Here is a 25,358-nt window from a genome sequence, read left to right as displayed (position 1 = left end):
GAGCCTAGCGGATTTAGTCGTCTTTCAGCAACAATTCCGGCAGCTGCAGCGTCTGTGCCACTTCCGGCAGTCGGTCCAGGCAACCCTCGGGCAGGGATCCGAGGTAAGGCACACCAGTTACTACCGCGAGCTCGGAAAGGTTCAGCTGCGCCGCGAGATCATTTTCAATCTGCACGCGCCCACCCACGAGCCCCAGCACCTCCAGTCCCCTACGCTGAGCTGCTTCGACGGTCAGTTCCGCCACATTAAGCGAGCCCAGAATTGTCGAAGTCACCACGATCATCGGGGCGTGCAGGTGCGCGGCGAGGTCGGCGATGGTCCAGTCGTCGGCAAGGCGCACGAGCAACCCACCCGCGCCCTCAACCAACACCACGCGGCCTGGTGCATCAAACTCGCGCACCCACGCGGCCACCTCGCTTATCGACGCCTGTGGCAGCCCAGCGCGTCGCGCAGCCAGATTCGGGGCGAGGGGCTCCGGGTAGCGCGCAAATTCAAAGGTATCCAGCCCGGTGAGGGCGTTGACGGTCATAGCATCGCCCTCGCCATCCGGTTCGCCAGTCTGCAAAGGCTTAATTGGAATCACATCCCAGCCTTCCGTTTGGAGCCTTAACGCCAGCGCAGCGGTGACGGCGGTCTTGCCGACGTCAGTGTTCGTGCCGGTGATGATGACAATCACTTCTTGTACTCCTCGTTGGCTTCGACCGCGGCGCGGATGGCGCGGCAGATCTGTGTTACCTGCTCAGTGGTGCTGATAAACGGCGGCATGCAGTAAATCAGCTTGCCGAAGGGTCGCAGCCACACGCCCTCGGCAACGGCCGCTTCGGTAGTTGCACGCATATCAACGGGCTGCTTCATTTCGACCACGCCGATGGCTCCCAATACCCGAACCTCGGCGACGCGCGGATCTACTGATAGTGGCTCCAATCCGGCCCTGAGCTCTGCTTCGATGCGCGGGACCTGGTGCTGCCAGTCCCCTGCCTCGATGAGTTCCACGGCTGTGTCGGCGACCGCGCAAGCCAGCGGGTTGCCCATAAACGTCGGGCCGTGCATGAGTGCGCCGCCGCCTTCCGGGGTCTGGATCGCCTCGGCTACCTCGTTCGTGGCGAGCGTTGCAGCAAGGGTCATGAAACCGCCGGTCAGGGCTTTGCCTACGCACATGATGTCCGGCTTCACCCCAGCCGCCTGGCAGGCGAAGATCGAGCCGGTGCGCCCGAAGCCGGTGGCGATTTCGTCGGCTATGAACAAGATGCCGTGCTTGGTGCACAGTTGCCTGATCTCCGCCACTAAATCCGGGGAGTGGAATCGCATGCCGCCGGCCCCCTGGACCACGGGCTCGATGATCACAGCGGCGACCGTCTCGTCGATGCAAGACTCGAAAGTTTCTATGTAGTCATTGAAATCAGTGCCAGCAGGAGGCGCCGGTGCGAATTTCTGCTCCGCGATGGTCCCCCGCCACAGCGCGTGCATGCCGCCCTCCGGGTCACACACGGACATCGGTGCAAAGGTATCCCCGTGGTAGCCGCCACGCCAGGTGAGCAGCTTGTTTCGCTCAAGGTGTCCCATGCCGCGCTGGTATTGCAGCGCCATCTTCACTGCCACTTCTACGGACACAGAACCGGAATCGGCATAAAACACCTTGTCCAGCCCGGTGAGCCTGACCAGTCGCTCCCCCAGCTTCACGGCAGGTTCGTGTGTCAGTCCGCCGAACATGACGTGGCTCATCCGATCAATTTGCTCGTGCGCAGCGCTCACCAGTGCTGGATGGGAGTGGCCGTGGGCGGCTGCCCACCAGGAGCTCATGCCGTCGATAAGCCTGCGGCCGTCAGTGAGCGTGAGGTGCACGCCGCTTGCCGACGCCACCGGCAGCGGATCCATCGGCGCGGGTGTGGGCGCGTAGGGGTGCCACAAGTGGGCTTGGTCGAAGGCGACGATGTCTTCTGGGCGCATGAGAACTCCGTTCATTGAACGGTGTTCAAGTCTAGTATTCCTCGTCGATAGAATCCACATCGGGCAGCAGCGGGGCCAAATCTGGCAGCCTGGACAGCGAATCGATGCCCATGAGCTCCAAGAACAGCTCGGTGGTTTCGTACTGGTTCGCCAGCCCCTCGGATTCCACCTCACGAATCAGCCCGCGCAGCTCCAGCGTGCGCATCACGCCATCCACGTTCACACCGCGCACCGCCGCGACCTGCGCACGGGTGACGGGCTGGCGATATGCCACCACCGCGAGCGTCTCCAGGGCCGCGCGCGAGAGCTTCGTCTGGCTGCCATCGAGCACGAGCTTTTCGACGACCCCAGCGTTTTCTTTCCTGGTGTACAAGCGCCACCCCTCCGGCGATTCCCGCAGCTCAATGCCGCTGGCCCGCTCGTCGAGTTCACTTTGCCACTGCTGCAGGATTGTTTTGACAGAAGCCTCGTCCTGTTCAAGAACCTTGGCCAACACCGAAGTAGTAATCGGAGAATCAACAACCAGGAGCATCGACTCCAGTTGAGAGCGGAGCTGGGAAATCGCGGGGAGGGTCATAGGCGTTAAGTTTACCCAGCCTCTCCTGAGTTATTGCACGCGGTCAACCGGCGAACGAGCCTGTTGGAGCATTCAACTTCACCACATCAAAAAAAGTTTTTTCCACAATACTTTAAAGTCATTGCCAGGCAACAGTTATCCCACTGCCAACTTCGAGCCCATCTCCTTTAAAGGACAAGCAATGACACGCTACTTAAAAAAACTCGAAACTCTCGGATTTGCATTGGCGTCGACTGTACTTTTGGTAGCGTGCGGCAATGCCATAGACACACAGTTTGTGGGAAAAGTCGCCGTCACTAAGGATGAATCTGGTCAAGTACTCCTCTCCTTCAACCCGTGTGGTCTCCCAATTAACCGAGTTACCGTTTACGCGTTGCAAGAAGAAATGGGAGAAAGCACTCCGAAGAACTTCTTCTTTGCTGCCGAATCTTCGAAATCGCATCCTGAACCGTTTACTCTTGACCCAAATTCCTTGAATGGAGACTGGGCTGGGACACCGAAAGTGCTTCCAGAATCTGGGTCCAGAACTCTCCGTATCCGCGCTGAGGCAGTCGGCCATGACGCAATTAGTTACGATACAGAGACAACTGGTGACAGCATAGGTCGCCTGCAGCCGGGTCAGCTGGTAATTGGAAAAGACAAGATCGTAAGTAAAGATGAGTTTCTTCATTGTGATTCAACCTTTAAATGATAGAACTCAGCTGGCACGAAAAGATCTAATCCAATCTATTCTCGTTCGATAAGAACTCTAATGGGATCCATGGAAACGCTGGTATGCATTTGCAAGAATGGTTTTGCTTGCTAAATGGGATACTCATCGTTGAGGAAAATACGAGCTGCGGCTGAGCTGACTCGAAATTAAGTCACAATTCGTTCGCTTGATTAGTGAGCTACTAGCAAGATGATCAAAGGCGCAAGGTGCAAACAAAACGCATCCGCCAGTCTTTACTCCCAATTCGCCGCGGCGACCACGGCGGGGTCGACATCGATGCCGGTCCACGCCACGCGTAGTTCGCCGAGTGATTCTTCCTGTTCCACTCCGATGGCGCGTGCTTTGTACAGCTCGAGCAGGGCGAGAAATCGGCCGATCTTTTCCATGGTGAGGGTGCAGTCGCGGGTGAGCGTGGCGAAGGTGAGCCAGGTGTCCTTGCCCGCAAGTCTCAGGGTATCCAGCACTTTTCCGGCCTGCTCCGGTACGGATACCGCCACCTGGTGGATATGGTCGGTACCCACGAGCTCCGGGGCTTTGGGGCGGAAGGCACCTGCAGCGATCTCGGCGAACTGGGCCAGAGACTTTCCGATGGTCACCGGTGGCAGCAGGTCCACAAACTGGGGCTCCAGCGAGACTTCGCGTGGGTAGCGTCGTTGCGCGCGGCGCTGCCACTCGGCCAACATGTCCGCCACCTGCTTGTACGCCTTGTATTGCAGCAGGCGGGCAAAGAGCAGGTCGCGGGTCTCCAGCAGCGCGAGATCTTCCTGATCCTCCACTTCGCCACGCGGGATGAGGCGAGCTGCCTTGAGGTCTAGCAAAGTGGAGGCGACCAGCAGGAACTCTGTGACTTCGTCGAGGTCCGCGGTCTCCCCCAAGGCCCGAGTGTAAGCGATGAACTCATCGGTCACTTGAGACAGCGCCACCTCGGTGACGTCGAGTTTCTTCACTGAAATCAGCTGCAAGAGCAGGTCAAAAGGACCCTCAAAGTTTTTCAGGGCAACCTGAAAGCCCGTGATTTCTGGTTGCTCCGCTGCGCCGTCGGGAAGCGGAGGCGAAAGCCTAGGCCGTACGCTCAATGACTTCGCGGGCTAGGTTGCGGTACTGCTCAGCGCCCTGAGACTTCGGTGCCCAAGAAATGATTGGCTCGCCCGCGACAGAGGTTTCGGGGAAACGCACGGTGCGGGTGATGACGGTGTCAAAGACCTGGTCACCAAAAACTTCCACCACGCGGTTCATCACTTCGCGGGCGTGCGAGGTGCGGCGATCAAACATGGTCACCAGAATGCCGAGCACGTCGAGGTCGAAGTTGAGACGATCGCGCACCTTCTCCACGGTGTCCGTGAGCAGAGCAAGTCCGCGGAGGGAGAAGTACTCGCACTCCATCGGGATGATCACGCCGTGGGCACAAGCGAGCGCGTTGACGGTGAGCAAGCCGAGGGATGGCTGACAATCCAAGATAATGAAGTCATAGTCTTTCATCACTGGGCGCAGTACGCGGGCCAGCGTCTGCTCGCGGCCAACTTCGTTCACCAGCTGGATCTCGGCTGCCGAGAGGTCGATGTTCGCCGGGACCAAGTCGAGTCCAGAAACGTTTGTCTTGTGAATGGCGTGGAAGATGGAGGTGTGGTGATCGACGAGCAAATTGTAAATCGTCAGATCGAGCTCGTCGTGTCGCACCCCCAGGCCCGCGGAAAGCGCACCCTGCGGGTCAAGGTCTACGAGCAGCACCTTGCGACCCAGCTCAGCGAGGCAGGCGCCTAGGTTGATAGTGGACGTCGTCTTGCCCACCCCACCCTTTTGGTTACACATCGCCACGATAGTTGCCGGACCATGGGTGTCCAGCGGGGCTGGTTCAGGAAGTTCGCGGATCGGGCGCCCGGTGAGGCCAAGCTCCGGCCCTGAGGCGTCGAACAGCGCGGACGTCCCACCCTGCTTCGAGTTCGCCATGAATCAACCCTTCTTCCTTAACTTTTCCGTTGGTGCCGACTGCATTGCACGACAAATCACATACTTGTGATTACCAGGATACATTCCCCGCATCCCAAACGGCAGTATTGAGCGCGCGTCGCGCCGAGTATAGCACCCACCCTTGACTGGGACCGCGAAGCTCGCAGTCCGCTATCAAGCACGTGGGTGCGACTGCCGCCACACATCGCGTAGATTCGTCGCCGTCACATGGGTGTAAATCTGCGTCGTGGTCACCGAGGAATGCCCCAGCAGCTCCTGAACCACACGAATGTCCGCCCCGCCCTCAAGCAAGTGAGTCGCAAACGAGTGCCGCAGCGTGTGCGGCGAAATGTCTTTCTCAATCCCCGCCCGAGCCGCGGCATCCTTGATAATCCCCCACGCACTTTGCCGAGACAGCGGACCGCCCCGCTTATTGAGCAGCAGCGCATGGGTCTTCCCCTTAGACAGCGCCGGCCTCCCCCGGACCAAATAGTCGGACACCGCCTTGCGAGCCATCGACCCCAGCGGCACCAACCGTTGCTTATCCCCCTTGCCCGTCACCGTCAGCATCCCCTCGGTGGCGTGCACTGCGTCAACAGTCAGCCCAGTCACCTCCGAAATCCGGGCACCTGTGCCGTACAGCAATTCGAGCAGAGCCTTATCGCGCAGACCAATGGGGGTGTCGGTGCTGGTGGCGTCGATAAGCCCGCTCACTTCGGCAATGCTGAGCGTGTCCGGCAGGTGCTGGGCCGCTGCGGGTGGCGAGACCGACGCCGCCACATCCACCGCCAGCGTCCCTTCCGCCACCGCGAACTTGTGCAAACCGCGGGCCACGACGAGGGCACGCGCGCTTGACGACGCCGCGAGCGGCCGCCTTCCCGTCGACGGATCCCCGCGCCGCAGGTCAGCGACATACTCCTCCAACTGGTTAGAGGTCACTGCAGATAGGTCAGAGACGCCAATGGACTCGAGCCACGTTAGGTATCGCTCGAGGTCGCGTCGGTAGTTGGAAAGAGTGTTGGGCGAAGCCCCGCGTTCCACAGCGAGGTGGCTGAGCCATTCCTCGGCTATCTCGCGTGCGGAAGAACTCATAGACGTTTCATGTCGGCGTGCAGGCCGGCAGCTTTGCGCCGCTCGGCCATCGACGTCGGGCGCAGCTCGAACGGCTCATCGGTGGAGCGTCCGGTATTCCCGGATTCGATGAGCCTAGCGCCGGTCATGATCGCGGCGATGGCAATGCCGTTGACGATCTCTCCGCGCAGCACCATGTCCACGGCCTCCTGCAAAGTGAACCATTCCAGCTGCATGTCGGCCTCTTCGTGCTCCGGCTCCGGGCGCTCAACCTCGGACAGGTCGGTAGCGAGGAATACTCGAATGGATTCTTCGCAAAAGCCGGGACTGCTGACTAGGTCTACAATAAGGGACCAGTTGGTGGCCGCCAGTCCAGTCTCTTCCTGCAGCTCACGCTTGGCACACTCTAAAGGATCCTCGTCCGCGACATCGAGAATGCCGGCAGGCAGCTCCCACAGACGCTGCTTCACGCAATGACGGTACTGGCGCACCAGTGGGATCTTCTCGCCGTCGAAGGCGAAGATCGCGACGGCGCCGAAGTGCTCGACGATCTCCCGGTTCGCCACCTCGCCACCTGGCATGACTACCGCGTCGCGACGCACCGCGATAATCGGAGAATCCAGCAGCAACTCCGACGAACGAACCTCAAAGTTGTGCATGGCGACTAGTCCTTTGGCTTACCTGGGGAGACAGCGTCGACATCGTTGGCGGTGCCGTAGTCGCCCTGCTTGTTCTCCAACTGCTCCCGGCCGGCCAAGATAGTGGCAATCTGGCCGAAAGCGCGGTCCACCGAATCCACGGTAGAAACGCCAGACTGAGCGTCCTTGCGCAACTGACCAATCACGCCGTTTTCTGCGGCGGTGTTCACGCGACCTGCCACGACCACCCCGTTGGCCTTCTTATCCAGGGCCTTGGCAAACGTAGCTTGGTGGACGGCAGCGAAGTTCTTATCGCCCACGCCGTCCGAGTCGCCGGTAATAACGATAACCAGCTGAGCTGGCAGGACGGTGCCATCTGGGTAATTGATGTAGCCGCCATCGCGTAGCGCCTTAAGCAGCAGTGCACGGTCTTCGGTGCTGGCCAGTGGCTCGCCGTTGTCCTTGTTGAGCAGCAGCGCCGCGCCCAAGGCTTCGCCGGCGTGAGTGCCCGGGTCAAGCTGGGTGGTAGACAGCTGCGCGCCCGCAGGCAACGTGTTAGCCACGATAGACTTGAGCGGATCGGCGCCGTCCATGGAGAAGAACTTCTCGGTCAGCGTGATAGTGCCCGCATCCTTCGCACCCGACTTGGTGCGCAGCTCGGTCACTGCCTTCACATCGTCCTCGTTGGCATCCGCAGTACGGAAAATCAGTACCGGACGATCTTTGAGTGCATTCGAAACAGTGTCACCCGCTGTAGCGGCAATGTAGGAATCAGCCGCGCTGGCTTGGGCATCATTGATCGCGGCCTCGGACTTGGCCTCAGCTAGTTCAGCCACAGCCTTGTGGCTTTCCTCGTTGGCCCCGCCTGGCAGGTTCGGGGACAAAACATAGGTACCAAAAGCGGTGCCCAGTGCGATACCGAATGCTAGACCTGCGATAGCGGTGCCAGTTGGACGCTTCTTCTTAGCCATTTAGCTTCTCCTGCCGCTACTTAAACAGCCCTTGGAACTCCACCGCAATGTTGTTCCAAGTGTCGATGAGGTTGTCCACGAATGCGCCGTTGCCACTCAGTCCCGCGATGGCGAGGATGACAGCGATCGCTACCAGGATGCCGAGCAGTGCCCAGATCCAACCGCTGGCACCGCCACTGCGGTTGACGGTGTAGAGGTTGGCCACGGTATCGCCGTCGATAAGCTTGCTGCCGAGCTTGGTGCGGGTGAGCAGCGCAGATGGCGTTGCGTAGGAAGCGCCGGCGAAAATCTCGCTCAGGTCCAGCTTGGAACCCGCGGCCACGATCGTGGAGGCCTGGTGGTAGTCAGCCAGCAGCAGCGCAAGGTCGGTGGCCGAGTCGGATGCCGCTGGGAAGGTCATCGCGCCGATGCCAAGATCCTGGATGCGCTCCAAACCTGGGGCATGCCCGTCTGGGCCCGCCGGAAGCACTACCTTCGCGCCCGAACGGAGCGCATCATTGCCGATGTTGGACGGATCGCCCACGATGAGGTCTGGCGTGTAACCGGACTCCACCAAGGTATCTGCCGCGCCATCCACGCCGATCAACACTGGTTCGTATTCGCGGATGAAATTGCGGAGTCGCTTCAGCTGATCGCGGTGGCCCTGGCCTGGGCTGAGCACGAGCACCTTGCGATCGGCAAAGTTGACGCCGGTGTCGGGGATGCCGAGGCCGTCGATAAGCAGGGGCGATTCGGAATGCAGGAACTGGATGGTGTTGCCGAAGAAGGCCTCCATGTGGTCCACCAAGGTCTGCTGCGCGTCGGTGAACGATGCCTCTGCGGACTCGGGCGTGACGACGGCGCCGGAGGCGATGCTGCGCTCACCGAGGAACAACTGGCCATCCTCAGTCAGGCGGACCTTCTTGCCGTCCTTGGCGTGGTCGCGGATGCTTTCGCCGACGCCCTCGACCAGGGTGACCCCGGCGTCGAGGAGGATCTGTGGGCCAACATTCGGCATGGCGCCCGTGGTGAACTGGGCCATGTTGATGACGGCGGCGGGCTGCGCGTCAGCGAGTTGCTGCGCAAATGCCCGGCCCATGTCCGGCGCATCGACCAACGCGATGTCGCCCTGGCTCAGCTTCTTTGCGCGCTTCGCACCCAGGGAAAGGTCGCGGAGCGTGGCGGTCAGGCCCGGCAGATCGGAGTTGCGAGAAAACAGACTCATGCGCACCATTGTGGTGGCAACTCGCTTGGAGCTGGGTCAGGCGCGCGGGGAGAGCCGATTATTTTTGCCCCATAGACTTTCGCTCTGCGCTCGCCCGCTCCAGCAGCTCCTGGGCGTGAGCGCGGCCGGTATCGGTGTCATCTAGGCCCGCGAGCATGCGCGCGAGCTCCTCGACGCGCCGATCCCCCTTGAGGGTTTCCACCCCGGAGCGCTGCGTGGCATCGGTGACCTCTTTGGATACGTGGAGGTGGGTGTCCGCGTAGGCCGCCACCTGTGGCAGGTGCGTCACGACGATCACCTGTGCGCGTTGTGACAGCCGGGCTAGGCGACGCCCGATTTCAACGGCAGCCCTGCCACCAACGCCGGCATCGACTTCGTCAAAGACCAGCGTGCCACCACTCGTACCCGCGGAGAGGATGACTTCCAGGGCTAGCATCACGCGGGACAACTCACCGCCAGAGGCGGAGGTCGCCAGTGGCCGAGCCTCCAGCTCCGGGGCGCCTGCCAGCCGAAACTCGACCTCATCCATGCCTGTGATACTCGGCTTCACAGGGTTCAGGGAAACCTCGAACCGTGCCTTTGGCATTGATAAGCCTTGGATTTCAGTGGTCACCTGCTTAGCAAGATCCTTGGCTGCATTCGCGCGGGCTTTAGTTAAACGCGCACCGGCGGTCAGCATGGTTTTCTTGGCCTGGTCTACCTCCGCCTTCAGCTTGTCCAGTGCCTCCGAGGACACATCAATGCTGAGCAATTTGGCGGCAGCTTTGTCGCGCCAGGACAACACACCGGCGATATCCGGGGCGTACTTTCTGGTCAGCGACTTGAGTTCCTGCTGGCGTTGCAAACTCGACTCAAGCGCAGCCGGATCGGCGGGCAGCCCCTCAAGGTAGCTGCTGAGTTCGCGGGAGATGTCGCTGAGCTCGCTTGTAATCGCGCTCAGGCGCTGCCCTAGCTCCGCCAATGCGGGATCGTCAGACCCAGTGAGTGCGTGCTCGGCTGTTCCCACGAGATCGATAGCACCCTGTGTGTCGCTATCTTCGAGGCCGTCGATCGCGGAAAGGCCCGACTGCGCCTGATCTCGCAGACTATCTACATCCTGGAGACGGCGAATGAGCTGAACGAGCTCTTCGTCTTCCCCCGCCTCGGGAGCGATGGCGTCGATTTCATCCAGCGCAAACTTCAGGCGATCAATCTCTTGGGCCAGTTCACGGCGTTTTTCCGTGCGCTGTTTGAAGTCGCGGGCCAACGCGCGCCACGTCTTGAAAGCTTCGGAATAAGACGCAAGTAGTCCAGCGATTTTCGGTTCTGCTCGGTCCAATGCCTCCAACTGAGCCACCGGACTGAGCAACCTCAGTTGGTCGTTTTGGCCGTGAATGGTGAGCACTTCGGCGGAGAACTCGCCCAAGGTCGCAGCCGGGACGGAACGTCCCCCGAGGTGAGCCTTGGACCGGCCCGTGGAATTGACCACGCGAGTGGCGATCACTTCCCCATTTTCATCTGAACGCGCACCTGTTTCGGACAGAATTGCGTCCATCGTCGCGCGCGCAGACTCGCTGAGATCGTCGACATAGAATCGTCCCTCGACCACTGCTTGATCAGAGCCCGTTCGCACGCGGGAGGCATCGGCTCGGGCGCCGCTGAGCAGTCGCAGACCGGTCACGACCATCGTCTTGCCAGCACCCGTCTCGCCGGTGAGGACGGTGAGTCCTGGGGAAAACTCAAGCGAGGTGGACGAAATCACGCCTAAGTTCTCGATTGCAATGTCTCCGAGCATAGTCTCCTACCTTAGCCCAACACGGTCAGGCGGCTGGGCCGCGCCAGCCGTCGACAGGCAGGCGGAACTTGCGCACGAGGCGGTCGGTGAAAGGCAGATTATCTAGGCGCACCCAACGCACGGGACGGTCGCCACGAAGTACCTCGACGCGCGCGCCTGGTGGCAGGTCGCAGGTACGGAACCCGTCCATGATGGCGACAGCCGGGGCATTATGGGACTCCACCGCCACCCGAGAGTGTGGACTGACCACGAGGGGCTTGGCAAAGAGCGCGTGGGCGTTGTTGGGGACCACCAGGATCGCGTCAAGTTCGGGCCACAGCACCGGACCACCCGCGGAAAAAGCGTAGGCGGTCGAACCAGTCGGGGTGGAGATTAGCACGCCGTCGCAGCCAAAGCTGCTCACCGGGCGAGAATCCACTTCCAGCGTGGCATCGAGGACGCCCCGACGGTTGAGGTTTTCCACGCTGACCTCGTTCAGCGCCCAACCACGGGCGAGGACGTTGCGATCTTCGTCGCGAATGACCACTTTGAGCGTCATCCGGTCTTCCACGCGGTAGTCCTTAGCGATCACCCGGGCGATGGCCTCCTCCATGGAGTCCGCCTCCCATTCGGCGAGGAAACCGATGTGCCCAAGGTTGATGCCCAGGACCGGCAGGTCAGCGCTGTGTGCAAGGTCGGCAGCACGCAAGAATGTACCGTCGCCGCCTAGCACCAGCACCAGCTCAACACCAGCGGTGGCGGCCTCGACGTGCCCAAAGAGCGGGAACTGGGAGAGCACCGGATGTCCCTTAATAGCGTCTTCATTGGGGCCGCTCATCAAGCGCACGGCAATGCCGGCGTCTTGCAGCTGACGAGCTGCAACCGCGGCGGATTCCAAGTTCGAGGTGCGCCCGGTGTGCGGGACGAGCAGAACTTCACGCATTATTGGGGTCCTTCCTCAACTGCGGTCGCCACCATCGCGGCCACTTCTTCCTCCGATAGCGCAGCTGCGCCACCGTCTTTGACCAGCCACAAGAAGTATTCAACGTTGCCCGATGGCCCCGGCAGTGGCGAGGCCACAACCCCTTTGAGGCTCAGCCCGAGCTGCTGCGCTGCCATTGCCACAGACGTCGTCACCTCTGCGCGCAGCTCTGGGCTGCGCACCACGCCTCCGTTTCCAAGCCGATCCTTGCCGACCTCAAACTGGGGCTTGACCATGGGAAGCAGCTCGGCGCCGTCGTTAAGCGCTGCCACAATCGCCGGCAACACCAGCTCGAGCGAGATGAACGACAGGTCGCCCACCATCGCGTCGCATGGGCCGTCGGTGTGCTCGAGGGTGAGGTGGCGGATATTGGTGCGGTCGACGACGCGCACGCGGTCATCGTTTTGTAGGCGCCAGATGAGCTGGCCGTAGCCGACGTCGACGGAGACTACCTCGCGGGCGTCGCGACGCAGGCAGACGTCGGTGAAGCCGCCGGTAGAAGCACCCGCGTCCAGCACTTTCTTTCCCTTAAGGCTCAGGCCATGCGGTTCAAATGCTTCCAGCGCCCCGAGTAGTTTGTGGGCGCCGCGGGATGCCCAATCGTCGTTTGCTGCTTCATCGACGCGGATGGAGACATCTGGCTCGACCACTGTTGCGGGTTTGAGCGCAAGAATGCCCGCGACATACACGTGCCTGCCACGAATGAGTTCCGTGGCGTGCTCCCGCGAGCGAGCGATTTTGCGACGTACGAGCTCTGCATCGAGCCGTCTCCTGGCTACCATTACCTGTCCTTTTGCCTTATTGCAGCGCGTTGTGCACGATGTCGTGGGCCCGCGCCAGGGCCTCTGCTTCTTCTTTGAGCGTCGATGTGGGCTCGCTCAGCACCTGCGCCACGGCGTCATCGATCTCCTCCGGGGTGGTGGCGGGCTTGCGTGGGTCGCGAGGGATCGGGGCTCCTACCGCCATGTGGCTACCGCCTGCTTTGCGACGTCCGATACCCCAACGATCTCTTCCACGCGCGCGTCCTCGAATTGCCAGACAACGCCGAGAGCGGTACGAAATGCCTGAATGCTGGTGCTATCTGGAGTGCCGCCATCGATGGTGAGCGTCGTGCCGTCGAGCGTTGCCGTGAATCCGCCTTGGGCACCGGGCAGGAGTTCGTCACGCTCAACAAACAGGCCACGCATATCGTCTGCGATGAGCGTCGTGCGCTGGTGCGGAGGCGCATTGAGAATGTCCCGATGACCGCTCACGCCGGTGATCACCTGGAGTGAGTCCATTCCGGCAGCGATTCCACCAGCAATGTCAGTATCGAGCCTGTCGCCCACCGCCAACGGAGTCTTAGAACCAATCTTGTCGGCGGACAGGCGGAACATTTCCGGCTCGGGTTTGCCTGCCGAACGTGGGGTGACTCCTGTTGCGCTCACGACAGCCGCAACCATGGAACCGTTACCTACGTGCAGACCGCGCTCCATAGGGAGCGTCGTGTCCAAGTTCGAGGCGAGGTACACCGCGCCCTGTCGGATTGATAGCGCGGCCTCTGAGAGCTGCGCCCAGCCGGTCTCCGGGTTGTGTCCGTGCAATACCGCGGCTGGCTGATCGTCTGCAGACTCGACTACCTGGAAACCTGCTTCGGCGGCCAGCTCCTTGAAGGAGGTCGTGCCCAGCACGAGAACCTTCGCTCCTGGTGCGCACACTTCCTGAGCCATCAAAACAGCTGCCTGTGCGGAGGTCATCACGTGCTCAGGATCCGTGGCCAACCCCATGTCAGTTAGCTGATTCGCAACGGTAGCCGGCGCCTTGGAGGCGTTGTTTGTGACGTAGATGGCGGGCAGGCCGCTGTCCGTCACTGCTTCGACGGCATGGGTGATGGCTCGGCCACCTTCCCAGATGGTGCCGTCAAGGTCGAGTAACAAGGCATCGTACATGGTGGCTACGTTCATGCCACCAACTTTAACCCACCGAGGTTGTCCGCTACTTAAGACAGTTCCCTAATGCGGTCGACGGTATCGAGCAGACCGTCGACGTCGGCTTTCTTCGAGTATTCAAACCACTTCTTGGCCTCGTCTTTGCGACCAACGGCCAACAACGCATCCGCGTAGGCATACATGAGACGGGACGCGCTGACACCTTCGGCGTCTGGGCGTGGATCAGCCTTGCCGAGTTCAACAACTGCAGCCTCGTGCTGGCCTAGGTCGTGGCGTGCACCTGCGAGAACGATTGCCAGCTCGATACGAGTCTCCTCGTCCAGCTCCGCAGTATCGACCTCACGAGCAAGCTCCAGGGCCTTCTCCGGCCGCTCGAGTGCGCGCTCACAGTCAGCCATGACAGCCACGAGCCCTGGTCCACCGCTCATCCGACGCGCAGCGCGCAGCTCCGACAACGCCTCTTTCCACTCACCGGCATGGTAGGCAGCGATGCCTGCGGTTTCACGAACCACCGAAACTCGGCCGCCACGGTCCTTGGCGGCGCGTGCGTGGCGTAGCGCAAGCTGAGGATCATCAGCCATCAGGGTTGCTGCCATGATTAGGTGCTTTGCGACGGCATCGGCATTGTCCTTCGCCAGGCTACGCAGATCCTGGAGTACAGATGGGTCGAGATCCTTGACATCAAGGTCACTTGGAAGATCAGGTTCGTTCTGGCGAGCTACGATTCGTTCCTCACGAAATCCAGCTCGGTTTGGACCGGCTTGGAACTTGCCGACGTTGCGTCCTGAACCACCGCGCTGAGCGTGCTTGCGTGCTCCGCTGCGCTCTGGTCGTCCGCCCTCAGCGCCCTCTTCACGACGGCGTGGGTTTCCACCACGGTTGGCGCCGTCACGACGTGGGCCTTCACTACGGGAACCGCCGCCTCGGGACGAATTGCCATTACGAGAGTTGTAGTCACCCATGGTGTCTGAAGATCCTTCTGTTGCCTTTTGTTGCATTACGCTTTTTAGTTTAGGTGGAAATGCCGAATCTCCATACCCGAATCGTGCTCCTCCGGTTGGAGATGCGAATTCAGGTATGGAGATTCAGCGATACATTGTTAAGTTTTTGGTCGGCGGTGTCCTACTCTCCCACACCCTCCCAGGTGCAGTACCATCGGCGCAGTAAGGCTTAGCTTCCGGGTTCGGAATGGGACCGGGCGTTTCCCTCACGCTAATAACCACCGACACAACTGTGACAATCGGCCACACACACATGTGGTGTGGGTGTTGTGTCAGATACTGCATAGTGAACGCGATTTATTCTTGTTTTTGTTGCGGCAAGATGTTTTGTTTGCTGTTGCGTGCCCTGTTGTAGGGGTTTTGTTAGTTGGTGTATTAGTACCAGTTACCTCCACACATTGCTGTGCTTCCAGATCTGGCCTATCAACCCCATGGTCTATGGGGAACCTCAAAAGAAACCTTATCTTGAAACAGGCTTCCCGCTTAGATGCTTTCAGCGGTTATCCCTTCCGTACGTAGCCAACCAGCCATGCACCTGGCGGTACAACTGGCACACCAGAGGTACGTCCGTCCCGGTCCTCTCGTACTAGGGACAGCTTTTCTCAAGTTTCCACGCGCGCGGCGGATAGAGACCGAACTGTCTCACGACGTTCTAAACCCAGCTCGCGTGCCGCTTTAATGGGCGAACAGCCCAACCCTTGGGACCTACTCCAGCCCCAGGATGCGACGAGCCGACATCGAGGTGCCAAACCATCCCGTCGATATGGACTCTTGGGGAAGATCAGCCTGTTATCCCCGGGGTACCTTTTATCCGTTGAGCGACACCGCATCCACAAGCCAGTGCCGGATCACTAGTCCCGACTTTCGTCCCTGCTCGACCTGTCAGTCTCACAGTCAAGCTCCCTTGTGCACTTACACTCACCACCTGATTGCCAACCAGGCTGAGGGAACCTTTGGGCGCCTCCGTTACTCTTTAGGAGGCAACCGCCCCAGTTAAACTACCCACCAGGCACTGTCCCTAACCCAGATCATGGGCCGAGGTTGAGGTATCTACTACGATCAGAGTGGTATTTCAACAACGACTCAACAACACCTAGCGATGCTGCATCACAGTCTCCCACCTATCCTACACAAACCGCACCAAACACCAATACCAAGCTATAGTGAAGGTCCCGGGGTCTTTTCGTCCTGCCGCGCGAAACGAGCATCTTTACTCGTACTGCAATTTCACCGGGCCTGTGGTTGAGACAGCAGGGAAGTCGTTACGCCATTCGTGCAGGTCGGAACTTACCCGACAAGGAATTTCGCTACCTTAGGATGGTTATAGTTACCACCGCCGTTTACTGGGGCTTAAATTCTCCGCTTCGGACTTTACGTCCTAACAGGTCCTCTTAACCTTCCAGCACCGGGCAGGCGTCAGTCCGTATACATCGACTTATCGTCTTCGCACGGACCTGTGTTTTTAATAAACAGTCGCTTCCCTCTATTCTCTGCGACCACAACCAGCTCACGTTGTAAAAACGATCACCGCTTGTGGTCCCCCTTCTCCCGAAGTTACGGGGGCATTTTGCCGAGTTCCTTAACCACAGTTCACCCGAACGCCTTAGTATTCTCTACCTGACTACCTGTGTCGGTTTGGGGTACGGGCCGAATATGCACATCGCTAGAGGCTTTTCTCGACAGTACAGGATCACCAACATCCCCTTTTAAAGGGTACGCATCACGCCTCACCCTACATGCGGTCCCGGATTTACCTAGGCCGCGGGCTACACGCTTACACCACAATCCAATAAGTGGCTCGGCTACCTCACTGCGTCACCCCATCACTTAGCTACTACCAGATCAGGCCCCACGCATCCACACCACACAGACAACAAAGTTGCCCACGAGGCGTTTCAGGGTGGTTAGTATCACTGATTCACCATGGTCGCGCACACTCGGGTACGGGAATATCAACCCGTTATCCATCGACTACGCCTGTCGGCCTCGCCTTAGGCCCCGACTCACCCTGGGAAGACGAGCTTGACCCAGGAACCCTTAGTCATCCGGCGGATGAGATTCTCACTCATCAATTCGTTACTCATGCCTGCATTCTCACTCGCGTACACTCCACACCAGGTTACCCGGATGCTTCAACGCAGTACACGACGCTCCCCTACCCATAAAATAATTTATGCCGCGGTTTCGGTGGTGTGCTTGAGCCCCACTACATTGTCGGCGCAGAACCACTCGACCAGTGAGCTATTACGCACTCTTTCAAGGATGGCTGCTTCTAAGCCAACCTCCTGGCTGTCTAAGCGATCCCACATCCTTTTCCACTTAGCACACTCTTAGGGACCTTAACCGGCGATCTGGGCTGTTTCCCTCTCGACTACGAAGCTTATCCCCCGCAGTCTCACTGCTGCACTAACTTTGGCCGGCATTCGGAGTTTGGCTGACGTCGCTAAGATTGTAGTCCCGCTAAACCAACCAGTAGCTCTACCTCCGGCAAGCACCATGCAACGCTGCACCTAAATGCATTTCGGGGAGAACCAGCTATCACGGAGTTTGATTGGCCTTTCACCCCTACCCACAACTCATCCCCTCAGTTTTCAACCTAAGTGGGTTCGCGCCTCCACAACCTCTTACAGCTGCTTCACACTGGCCATGGGTAGATCACCCCGCTTCGGGTCCAAGACATGCCACTAAACACACTAGTTAGTATTCGCTTTCGCTACGACTACCCCACAACGGGTTAACCTCGCGACATGCCGCTGACTCGCAGGCTCATTCTTCAAAAGGCACGCCATCACCCCAAAGGGCTCTGACGGATTGTAGGCACACGGTTTCAGGTACTATTTCACTCCCCTCCCGGGGTACTTTTCACCATTCCCTCACGGTACTAATCCGCTATCGGTCACACTGAGTATTCAGGCTTACCGGGTGGTCCCGGCAGATTCACAGCAGATTCCACGAGCCCGCTGCTACTCGGGAAACAAACACGCATGGCTTACACATTTTCAGGTACCGGGCTCTCACCGTCTACGGCAGGCGATTCCACACCACTTCCCCTAACACACAAACACACACGACCAACACGGCAGTATTGGAACAGCTTGCTCCCACAACCCCACACACGCAACCCCTGCCGGGTATCACACGCATGCAGTTTAGCCAAACATCCGCTTTCGCTCGCCGCTACTAACGGAATCACAATTGTTTTCTTCTCCTACGGGTACTGAGATGTTTCACTTCCCCGCGTAACCCCCACACCCACTATGAATTCATGGGCAGGTAACTAGGCATAACCCTAGCTGGGTTTCCCCATTCGGACACCCTCGGATCAACGCTCTATTGGCAACTCCCCGAGGCTTATCGCAGCCTTACACGTCCTTCATCGGCTCAGTATGCCAAGGCATCCACCGTGCGCCCTTAAGTAACAAAAACACCATACAAAAGGCAAACACAAACAAAATATATGCCACAAAAAACAAAGAAACACAATAAAAATTGCATCGCGTCCACTATACAGTTCTCACACAACACACCCCCCACAACCAGCAACCACACCATCCCACAAAGAAACAGTCACGCAACCAGAAAGCAAGGAGCCCATTGAAACAACACAACAGTGTCATTCCAGACACCCAACAGCATGCCAAGCACAAAAACATATTTAAGTCATATTTCCGGTCGTGATGACCACCACCATATAAGCGGCTAGTTAGTCTCCACCCGATTCATAAACCAACAGCCACACACTCGGTGACTGAGTTGGTGTACACGGCTCACAACTGTGAGCCAAAAAAGCTCCTTAGAAAGGAGGTGATCCAGCCGCACCTTCCGGTACGGCTACCTTGTTACGACTTCGTCCCAATCACCGATCCCACCTTCGACAGCTCCCCCCTAAAAGGTTGGGCCACTGGCTTCGGGTGTTACCGACTTTCATGACGTGACGGGCGGTGTGTACAAGGCCCGGGAACGTATTCACCGCAGCGTTGCTGATCTGCGATTACTAGCGACTCCGACTTCATGGGGTCGAGTTGCAGACCCCAATCCGAACTGAGGCCGGCTTTCAGCGATTAGCTTCACCTCACAGTGTCGCAAACGCGTTGTACCGACCATTGTAGCATGTGTGAAGCCCTGGACATAAGGGGCATGATGATTTGACGTCATCCCCACCTTCCTCCGAGTTAACCCCGGCAGTCTCTCATGAGTCCCCACCATAACGTGCTGGCAACATAAGACAAGGGTTGCGCTCGTTGCGGGACTTAACCCAACATCTCACGACACGAGCTGACGACAACCATGCACCACCTGTACACCAGCCACAAGGGAAACTACATCTCTGCAGCGATCTGGTGTATGTCAAGCCCAGGTAAGGTTCTTCGCGTTGCATCGAATTAATCCACATGCTCCGCCGCTTGTGCGGGCCCCCGTCAATTCCTTTGAGTTTTAGCCTTGCGGCCGTACTCCCCAGGCGGGGCGCTTAATGCGTTAGCTACGGCACAGAAGTCGTGGAAGACCCCTACACCTAGCGCCCACCGTTTACAGCATGGACTACCAGGGTATCTAATCCTGTTCGCTACCCATGCTTTCGCTCCTCAGCGTCAGTTACTGCCCAGAGACCTGCCTTCGCCATTGGTGTTCCTCCTGATATCTGCGCATTTCACCGCTACACCAGGAATTCCAGTCTCCCCTACAGCACTCAAGTTATGCCCGTATCGCCTGCAGCTCCGAAGTTAAGCCCCGGTATTTCACAGACGACGCGACAAACCACCTACGAGCTCTTTACGCCCAGTAATTCCGGACAACGCTCGCACCCTACGTATTACCGCGGCTGCTGGCACGTAGTTAGCCGGTGCTTCTTATACAGGTACCGTCACGTTAGCTTCGTCCCTGTCGAAAGAGGTTTACAACCCGAAGGCCGTCATCCCCCACGCGGCGTCGCTGCATCAGGCTTGCGCCCATTGTGCAATATTCCCCACTGCTGCCTCCCGTAGGAGTCTGGGCCGTGTCTCAGTCCCAATGTGGCCGATCGACCTCTCAGTCCGGCTACCCGTCGACGCCTTGGTAGGCCATTACCCCACCAACAAGCTGATAGGCCGCAGGCTCATCCCACACCGCAAAAGCTTTCCACCACAAACACTAAATCATGGTGGGTATTCGGTATTAGACCCAGTTTCCCAGGCTTATCCCAAAGTGCAGGGCAGATCACCCACGTGTTACTCACCCGTTCGCCACTCGAGTACCCCGAAGGGCCTTTCCGTTCGACTTGCATGTGTTAAGCACGCCGCCAGCGTTCGTCCTGAGCCAGGATCAAACTCTCCATAAAAGAACAAATGATTAAATAATCAGTGCTATGAAAAGCCCAACTACCTAGCAAAAAAACAAACAACCAGCAAAAACAAACAACAAAACGCTGCTCGTCTCTATCTAGATTGTCCAAAAAAATGCGGTCCCAGAAGTTATCCGACGAGGAAGGCCCCCTGAAACCAAAATTGAGTATTAATGCTTACACAGACCCCTCACGGGCCTGCCGGCACCAACACACAACCAAAAACAACTTAAAAAAATAAGTACTTGGCACACTATTGAGTTCTCAAACAACACACGCACACCAAGATCTGACATTCTAAACAGAATGTGATGCTTGGGGGCTGAGGACTTACGTTAACAAAGAATTCATCTCTTTGTCAATGTCGGTTCTCTTGCTTGTCAGCTACAACCTTGCGGTTGCTGTCTCGCTGACTTGGAATAAGTTACGCACAATCTGTTCCGAAGGCAAATCTGCAGGTAGAAACGCAAAAAGTGGCGAGGTTTCCCTCGCCACTTTCGGTTAGACCAGCTTTGCTCCAGCAAAATTCTTCTTACCTTTCCGCAGCACCAGCCAAGCGCCATGCAACAGGTCTTCAGAAGTAGGTTCCCATTCCTCGGATTCGATGCGCTCATTGTTCACGTAAGCGCCGCCTTCCTTAATGGTGCGTCGAGCAGCTCCCTTGGAGTCAGCGAGTCCAGAGCCAACCAACAGGTCGATGATCGTACGTGGCTCCCCTGCTGCAACCTCAAAGACTGTGGTCTCAGACAGGGCTCCCGCCAAAGTCTTCTCATCGAGGTCAGCGAGAGAGGCCCGACCGAACAGTGCCTGGGCTGCCAGCTCAACAGCGACGGTGGCCTCATGACCGTGGACGAGGTCTGTCATTTCCTGCGCCAGGCGTCGCTGAGCTTCACGCTTGAAAGGTCGCTCGGCAACTTCAGTCTCCAGAGCTGCGATCTCTTCCTGGCTCAGGAAAGTGAACCATCGCAAGTAGTCGATGACCACGGAGTCGCCAGCATTGAGGAAGTACTGGTACCAGGAATACGCAGAGGTCTTTTCAGGGTCCAGCCACAGCTTGCCGCCACCGGTGGACTTGCCAAACTTTTGGCCCGTTGCGTCAGTGACCAATGGCACAGTGAGGCCGTGCACCTTTGCACCGTTAACGCGACGATTGAGGTCAACGCCGGAAACGATGTTGCCCCACTGGTCACCGCCACCGATCTGCAGCACACAGTCGAGTTCGCGGTGCAGGTGCACGTAGTCGTTGGCCTGCAACAACATGTAAGAGAACTCCGTGTAGGAAATACCGTCGGATTCGAGTCGACGCTTCACGGTGTCGCGGTCAAGCATGGTGTTCAGAGAAAAGTTCTTGCCGACGTCACGCAGGAAGTCGATGACGGACATCTGCATCGTCCAGTCAGCGTTGTTCACCATGACCGCTGGGTTGTCGCCTTCGAAGTCCACAAAGCGGCGCAGTTGCCCCTTGATTGCTTCGAGGTTCTGATCAATGGTGTCCTGGGACAGCATTGATCGCTCGCCGACATCGCGAGGGTCGCCGATAAAACCGGTCGCGCCACCGGCAAGGGTGATCGGGCGGTGTCCGGCCTGCTGGAATCGACGCAGCATAATCATCGGCACCAGGTGACCGGCGTGCAGTGAATCACCGGTTGGGTCGAAGCCGCAGTACAGGGAGATCGGCTGCTCGCATGCTTCGCGCAGGGCATCAAGGTCAGTGGATTGGTTAATCAGTCCACGCCACTGGAGTTCGTCAATAATGTTCATGTTTCCTACTTCGCTGGGTACTCTTCGGCTTCATCTGCAAGCATGACTGGGATGCCGTCGTCGATACGATAGGCAATTCCGAGTCGCTCGTTCACGAGCTTTTGCTCGTCCTCGAGATATCGCAGTGGCCCTTTATCCTGTGGGCAAACCAGCACTTCCAGCAATGTGGGATCGAGACTCATGCTTGGCATTGTACCTAGTGGTCAGTTACTGCGGGCCATCAAGGTAGAGCTTGACCCCAGTGAACTTTTGCTCCAACTCTGCGCGCTGATCCTCCAGGCCCCGGAACTTCTGTTGCACGATCGCGTTGAGGATCTTCGCTGCCTCCTCATTGAGCAGTTGCAGCGAAGAATCCAACTCGTCCAAGGCCTGCCCACGCGCGATGTCGGGGACTTCTTCAAAGGCGGCTTCGAGGGTCGGCACGTGACTATAGGCGATCTCGTTCACCGTTTGCAGCAAAATAGGTTGTGCTGCGAGCTCATCCATGTGACGTTCGAGTTGGCCGATAGTCCATTTCAGTTGACCCAGCTCACGCTCAGAACTCTGCCCAATGCCCAGTGCGCGGAAGTGCAGGGTTGAGGCGTCGATGGCGTCGACAAGCGTGCTCGGCGGGGCTAGCGCGGGTTGCGGGGCGCTGGGGGTGAGCGCCACGCCGACGCCCCACGCTGCGATCGCGATGACCGGCCACAATGTGCCTAGGCCGACGGCGAGATGGATGACAACCGCGACAATCGCGAGGATCAATCCCACCACGTTGCGGCGGGAAAAGAACCAGTTACTGGTATCCACGAATCTCCTTGAACGCGCCAGCGAGGTCGCCCTTTGTGGCATCGAAAGTCTTGCCCTGAGTCAGGTCAGCGAGGGCCTTCATCTCCACATTATTCGACTCACCGTACAAGATGATGAACACCGGGATGCGACGCGCTTCAGGAGAGAGCTTTTCGTGGAACTTCTTGAAGTCATCGAAGGTCATGCCCACATTCGAAGCTCCATCAGACATCAGAACGATCGACGGGATCTGGCCTTCAGGGATGTTCGAACCAAACTGCTCGTAGGCAACCTTCAGGGCATCGTAGACTGCGGTTTGGCCACCGGCACTCAGATTACTAATCGAGCTCTGCAACTGCGCTTTCGAAACTGGGTCAGTCTTATTGAAGGTGGTTTCGAACGGGCGTGCCACTTCCCCATCGAAGCCAATGATTGTCACTTCTTCACGATTCCGCAGCCCCACCGGACCAGTGGAGGTTCGCGCGGTGCCATCGACCAGCTCTACGAGAATCGAGCGGAGACTCTGAATACGCTGGCCCCGCATCGATCCGGATTTGTCCAGTACGAACACCGTGCGAGCAGGCGCGCGGAGGTTGTCGCCGTAGCTCAGCACAAGCTCATCGGCCACGTCCTGGCGTGCCGGAAACGGCAGCTCAATGAGGGTGTTCTTCTGGTGCTGCGCGTCCAGCGCCACGGCCGGATCTACCGGACGGCGCAGCGTGTCCTTCACGATCTCTTCGTTGTGTTCCAGCAGCCACTTGGCCAAGCGATCAGTGTTTTCAGCTGCCTTTGGGCTCTTTGGCGTGCGCAGAGCTGCCAGCGGGTAGTCTGCCGTCACTACGCCATCCGCCGGCACCACGACCTGAATATCTGCCCGGCCGGACTTTTGCAGCTGGATCAGCACGGATTCATAGGTGATGATCGCTTCGGTACGGGCCGGATCGCTCAGAAACGCATCTTCCAGCCAGCCCGAAGACCCCGAAGTCAGGTTCTGGCCCGCAAAGAACTCGACCAGCGTGCCACTGACCTTTTGAACATCCGCCGTGGTCAGCGCAGCGCCGGTATCAGCATTAGCAGTGGCCACCGACACCAGCGCGGAAAAGCCAGAGTTACTGCGGCCGGGGTCAGTCATGCCGAAGCGGAATTTCTTGGCCTTCACCGCGTCGGTGATCTCCGCCCAGGTCGGTTGCTTCTTGTCCCAGCCGAGTTCCCGCGCGGTCTTGGTGTGCACGCCGAACGCGACCGGCGAGTTGGCAATGCTTGTCGACGCCCCGAGCTTGTCTCCCGCCTCCAGGAGCTCCACGTACTTGTTCGTGGCAAACCAGGTGGCATCGTAGTTGCCGTCGAAGTTGCCGTTCTTCAGTGCGTAGGAGTTGGCGATGGTGCCATCGGGGTATTCCATCTTGATCTCGAAGCCAAGGTCCTTGCTGGCGCGTTGGATGAGTGGCTCCATGTCTTTTAGCTCGGTAGCCGCGACGATGGATAGTGCCTCGCCACTCCCCTTGCCGGAAGGCGTGACAATGTCACTCCCACACGCCACAAGCACTGTCGCTAGTAGCGCCGCAACGAGGGCTTTTGCTTTGGTCATCATTGTTCTGGTGCTCCTTCAGGCGGGGCCGAGCCGTTGTATTGCGCGCTCACGCCCTCAATCAGCTGTTCAAGACGGTCAAAGTCTGGTGGGTTGATTGTGGCGAGAAACTCTGGCGGGGTGGCCATCCCCTTGTCCTTGAGAACCTCGTTGAATACTCCTGGAGAGTTTGGCCGGAAGCCGTGCTCGGCGGCCAGGCGCTGGAGGGTGGCATCGGTAGCCAGCGCCTCGCCCAGCTTGTCTCCGCCATCGGAGTACGCCAACAGCGTGTGCTGGGAAGATATGGTCGGGTCGAGGTACATGAGCTTCATGTTCTGCCCCACGGTGTTGGGTGCAGAGATCTGCTGCCCAATGAACTGTGCCTCGTAAATGAGCACCATCGGGCGTGCCCCCATCCCCTGCGTCAGGTATTCAGCGAAGGGACCCGCAGAGGATCCGCCGGTGAAGCCTTGATGGGTAAAAAGCGGGCTGACCTTGTTGACGACCTTGGACACCTCTTGATCGGTCGCAGGGACATTGCCACCGTTGGCAACCCACGCCGCGACCGAGAGGTACATCGCAGCCGAATTCGAACTGCGGATATCAGTGGAGGAAATCTGCACGGCAAGCGGAGAGGGGAACTCCGGCGCAATATCGCGCCAGCGCTTGCCACTCGAAGCCAGCTCCAGGTACTTCTCGACGTTCAGGTACCACACGCCGTCGCGCTGCATTGCGACCTGCTGCTTCTCGAGGCTGCCCAGGATGGGATCGAATGTCGCCACTGCCATCGGCGAGTGGAACGGGGAATAAATCCCCTTCGGCTGCGTCTCGCGGGAAATCTTCTCGGCCGCGGGCGCTGAAGATGGGAACGCGGCGTCAAATTCTTTCAGGTCAGAGCGCGTAGCAATCTTGCGGGAGCCACTCGACGTGGCTTCAACCTTCAGACCGAGCTCGTCAAGGCGCTTAACGACGTCCGGATCTTGGAAATACGGAATCTTCTCCGAACCCGCGACAACCCGAACGGTGGTGGTACCACCGGTGGAAATCACCTGTTTGCCACCGCCGCGTCCGATGATCACCGCGGCCACGATCAGTCCAATCAGGACCACCGCCAGCAGAATGGATAACACTCCTGGACCGGACCGCTTTTGAGGCTGATAGCTACTTACCATGACTTGATGGTAAGTCGCACTAATAGGTCTGTCGACTCACTT

20 protein-coding genes, 3 rRNA genes and 1 pseudogene are annotated in these 25,358 nt (G+C 58.6%); 1 reads left to right on the top strand and 23 read right to left on the bottom strand.

Annotated elements, in window-relative coordinates; all coding sequences use genetic code 11:
• Positions 1-13: 13 nt before the first annotated feature.
• Genes bioD through scpB form a run of 3 tightly spaced genes read right to left on the bottom strand, consistent with a single transcriptional unit; the run spans position 14 to position 2,524 of the window.
• On the bottom strand, positions 14-676 hold the full coding sequence (gene bioD / locus CKALI_RS05240; RefSeq protein WP_156192303.1) for a dethiobiotin synthase: 663 nt from the start codon (positions 674-676) through the stop codon (positions 14-16).
• The gene (locus tag CKALI_RS05235; protein ID WP_407643760.1) at positions 673-1,962 is read right to left on the bottom strand and encodes an adenosylmethionine--8-amino-7-oxononanoate transaminase; all 1,290 of its coding nucleotides are present in this window, start codon (positions 1,960-1,962) and stop codon (positions 673-675) included. The genes bioD and CKALI_RS05235 overlap by 4 nt, the downstream gene beginning before the upstream one ends.
• Positions 1,963-1,978: 16 nt before the next feature.
• Entirely contained in the window at positions 1,979-2,524 is a 546-nt protein-coding gene (gene scpB / locus CKALI_RS05230; RefSeq protein ID WP_156192302.1) for an SMC-Scp complex subunit ScpB, read from the bottom strand.
• 181 nt (positions 2,525-2,705) lie between these two features.
• On the opposite strand from scpB, the gene CKALI_RS05225 reads away from it, so the two are divergent.
• The gene (locus tag CKALI_RS05225; RefSeq protein WP_156192301.1) at positions 2,706-3,215 is read left to right on the top strand and encodes a hypothetical protein; all 510 of its coding nucleotides are present in this window, start codon (positions 2,706-2,708) and stop codon (positions 3,213-3,215) included.
• 254 nt (positions 3,216-3,469) lie between these two features.
• Here the strand turns inward: CKALI_RS05225 and CKALI_RS05220 are convergent, their stop codons facing one another.
• From CKALI_RS05220 to CKALI_RS05125, 20 genes and pseudogenes are all read right to left on the bottom strand, one after another.
• Positions 3,470-4,312 carry a segregation and condensation protein A gene (locus CKALI_RS05220; RefSeq protein WP_156192300.1) on the bottom strand — a complete coding sequence of 281 codons (843 nt, stop codon included), beginning with the start codon at positions 4,310-4,312 and terminating at the stop codon, positions 3,470-3,472.
• Complete coding sequence (locus CKALI_RS05215; RefSeq protein ID WP_156192299.1) at positions 4,296-5,183, bottom strand: ParA family protein; 888 nt, start codon at positions 5,181-5,183, stop codon at positions 4,296-4,298. Before CKALI_RS05215 ends, CKALI_RS05220 begins: the two co-directional genes overlap by 17 nt.
• A gap of 174 nt (positions 5,184-5,357) precedes the next feature.
• A complete protein-coding gene (gene xerD, locus CKALI_RS05210) occupies positions 5,358-6,275 on the bottom strand; it encodes a site-specific tyrosine recombinase XerD (protein ID WP_156192298.1) in 918 nt (305 codons plus the stop codon).
• Positions 6,272-6,913, bottom strand: a complete 642-nt coding sequence (locus CKALI_RS05205) for an NUDIX domain-containing protein (RefSeq protein ID WP_156192297.1) — start codon at positions 6,911-6,913, stop codon at positions 6,272-6,274. The genes xerD and CKALI_RS05205 overlap by 4 nt, the downstream gene beginning before the upstream one ends.
• Before the next feature lie 5 nt (positions 6,914-6,918).
• Complete coding sequence (locus CKALI_RS05200; protein ID WP_156192296.1) at positions 6,919-7,863, bottom strand: copper transporter; 945 nt, start codon at positions 7,861-7,863, stop codon at positions 6,919-6,921.
• Between the two features lie 16 nt (positions 7,864-7,879).
• Positions 7,880-9,076 carry a putative cytokinetic ring protein SteA gene (gene steA, locus CKALI_RS05195; protein WP_156192295.1) on the bottom strand — a complete coding sequence of 399 codons (1,197 nt, stop codon included), beginning with the start codon at positions 9,074-9,076 and terminating at the stop codon, positions 7,880-7,882.
• Between the two features lie 49 nt (positions 9,077-9,125).
• Entirely contained in the window at positions 9,126-10,841 is a 1,716-nt protein-coding gene (gene recN / locus CKALI_RS05190) for a DNA repair protein RecN (protein ID WP_156192294.1), read from the bottom strand.
• 25 nt (positions 10,842-10,866) lie between these two features.
• Positions 10,867-11,763 (bottom strand): NAD kinase, encoded by an 897-nt coding sequence (locus CKALI_RS05185; protein ID WP_156192293.1) that lies wholly within the window; start codon positions 11,761-11,763, stop codon positions 10,867-10,869.
• A complete protein-coding gene (locus CKALI_RS05180; RefSeq protein WP_156192292.1) occupies positions 11,763-12,584 on the bottom strand; it encodes a TlyA family RNA methyltransferase in 822 nt (273 codons plus the stop codon). Before CKALI_RS05180 ends, CKALI_RS05185 begins: the two co-directional genes overlap by 1 nt.
• A 16-nt stretch (positions 12,585-12,600) precedes the next feature.
• A complete protein-coding gene (locus tag CKALI_RS05175) occupies positions 12,601-12,768 on the bottom strand; it encodes a hypothetical protein (RefSeq protein WP_156192291.1) in 168 nt (55 codons plus the stop codon).
• Positions 12,759-13,745 carry an HAD-IIA family hydrolase gene (locus CKALI_RS05170; protein ID WP_156192290.1) on the bottom strand — a complete coding sequence of 329 codons (987 nt, stop codon included), beginning with the start codon at positions 13,743-13,745 and terminating at the stop codon, positions 12,759-12,761. The genes CKALI_RS05175 and CKALI_RS05170 overlap by 10 nt, the downstream gene beginning before the upstream one ends.
• Positions 13,746-13,780: 35 nt before the next feature.
• Positions 13,781-14,641, bottom strand: a pseudogene (locus tag CKALI_RS05165) (hypothetical protein); the annotation flags it as partial.
• Between the two features lie 198 nt (positions 14,642-14,839).
• Positions 14,840-14,957, bottom strand: a 5S ribosomal RNA gene (gene rrf, locus CKALI_RS05160).
• A gap of 128 nt (positions 14,958-15,085) precedes the next feature.
• Positions 15,086-18,157, bottom strand: a 23S ribosomal RNA gene (locus tag CKALI_RS05155).
• A gap of 371 nt (positions 18,158-18,528) precedes the next feature.
• A 16S ribosomal RNA gene (locus tag CKALI_RS05150) occupies positions 18,529-20,045 on the bottom strand.
• Together the 16S, 23S and 5S rRNA genes form the textbook arrangement of a ribosomal RNA operon.
• A gap of 504 nt (positions 20,046-20,549) precedes the next feature.
• Positions 20,550-21,809: a tyrosine--tRNA ligase gene (gene tyrS / locus CKALI_RS05145; protein ID WP_156192289.1), complete on the bottom strand. Its 1,260-nt coding sequence runs from the start codon at positions 21,807-21,809 to the stop codon at positions 20,550-20,552.
• 5 nt (positions 21,810-21,814) lie between these two features.
• Entirely contained in the window at positions 21,815-22,000 is a 186-nt protein-coding gene (locus tag CKALI_RS05140; RefSeq protein ID WP_197079771.1) for a Trm112 family protein, read from the bottom strand.
• 16 nt (positions 22,001-22,016) lie between these two features.
• Positions 22,017-22,598, bottom strand: a complete 582-nt coding sequence (locus CKALI_RS05135; protein WP_156192287.1) for a hypothetical protein — start codon at positions 22,596-22,598, stop codon at positions 22,017-22,019.
• Entirely contained in the window at positions 22,585-24,168 is a 1,584-nt protein-coding gene (locus CKALI_RS05130; protein ID WP_231580537.1) for a VWA domain-containing protein, read from the bottom strand. The genes CKALI_RS05135 and CKALI_RS05130 overlap by 14 nt, the downstream gene beginning before the upstream one ends.
• Entirely contained in the window at positions 24,165-25,316 is a 1,152-nt protein-coding gene (locus CKALI_RS05125) for a hypothetical protein (protein WP_156192286.1), read from the bottom strand. Before CKALI_RS05125 ends, CKALI_RS05130 begins: the two co-directional genes overlap by 4 nt.
• Between the last annotated feature and the right edge of the window lie 42 nt (positions 25,317-25,358).

This window comes from Corynebacterium kalinowskii, assembly GCF_009734385.1.
GTDB classification, from domain to species: Bacteria; Actinomycetota; Actinomycetes; order Mycobacteriales; family Mycobacteriaceae; genus Corynebacterium; species Corynebacterium kalinowskii.
This window is presented reverse-complemented; position numbering and strand designations above follow the sequence as displayed.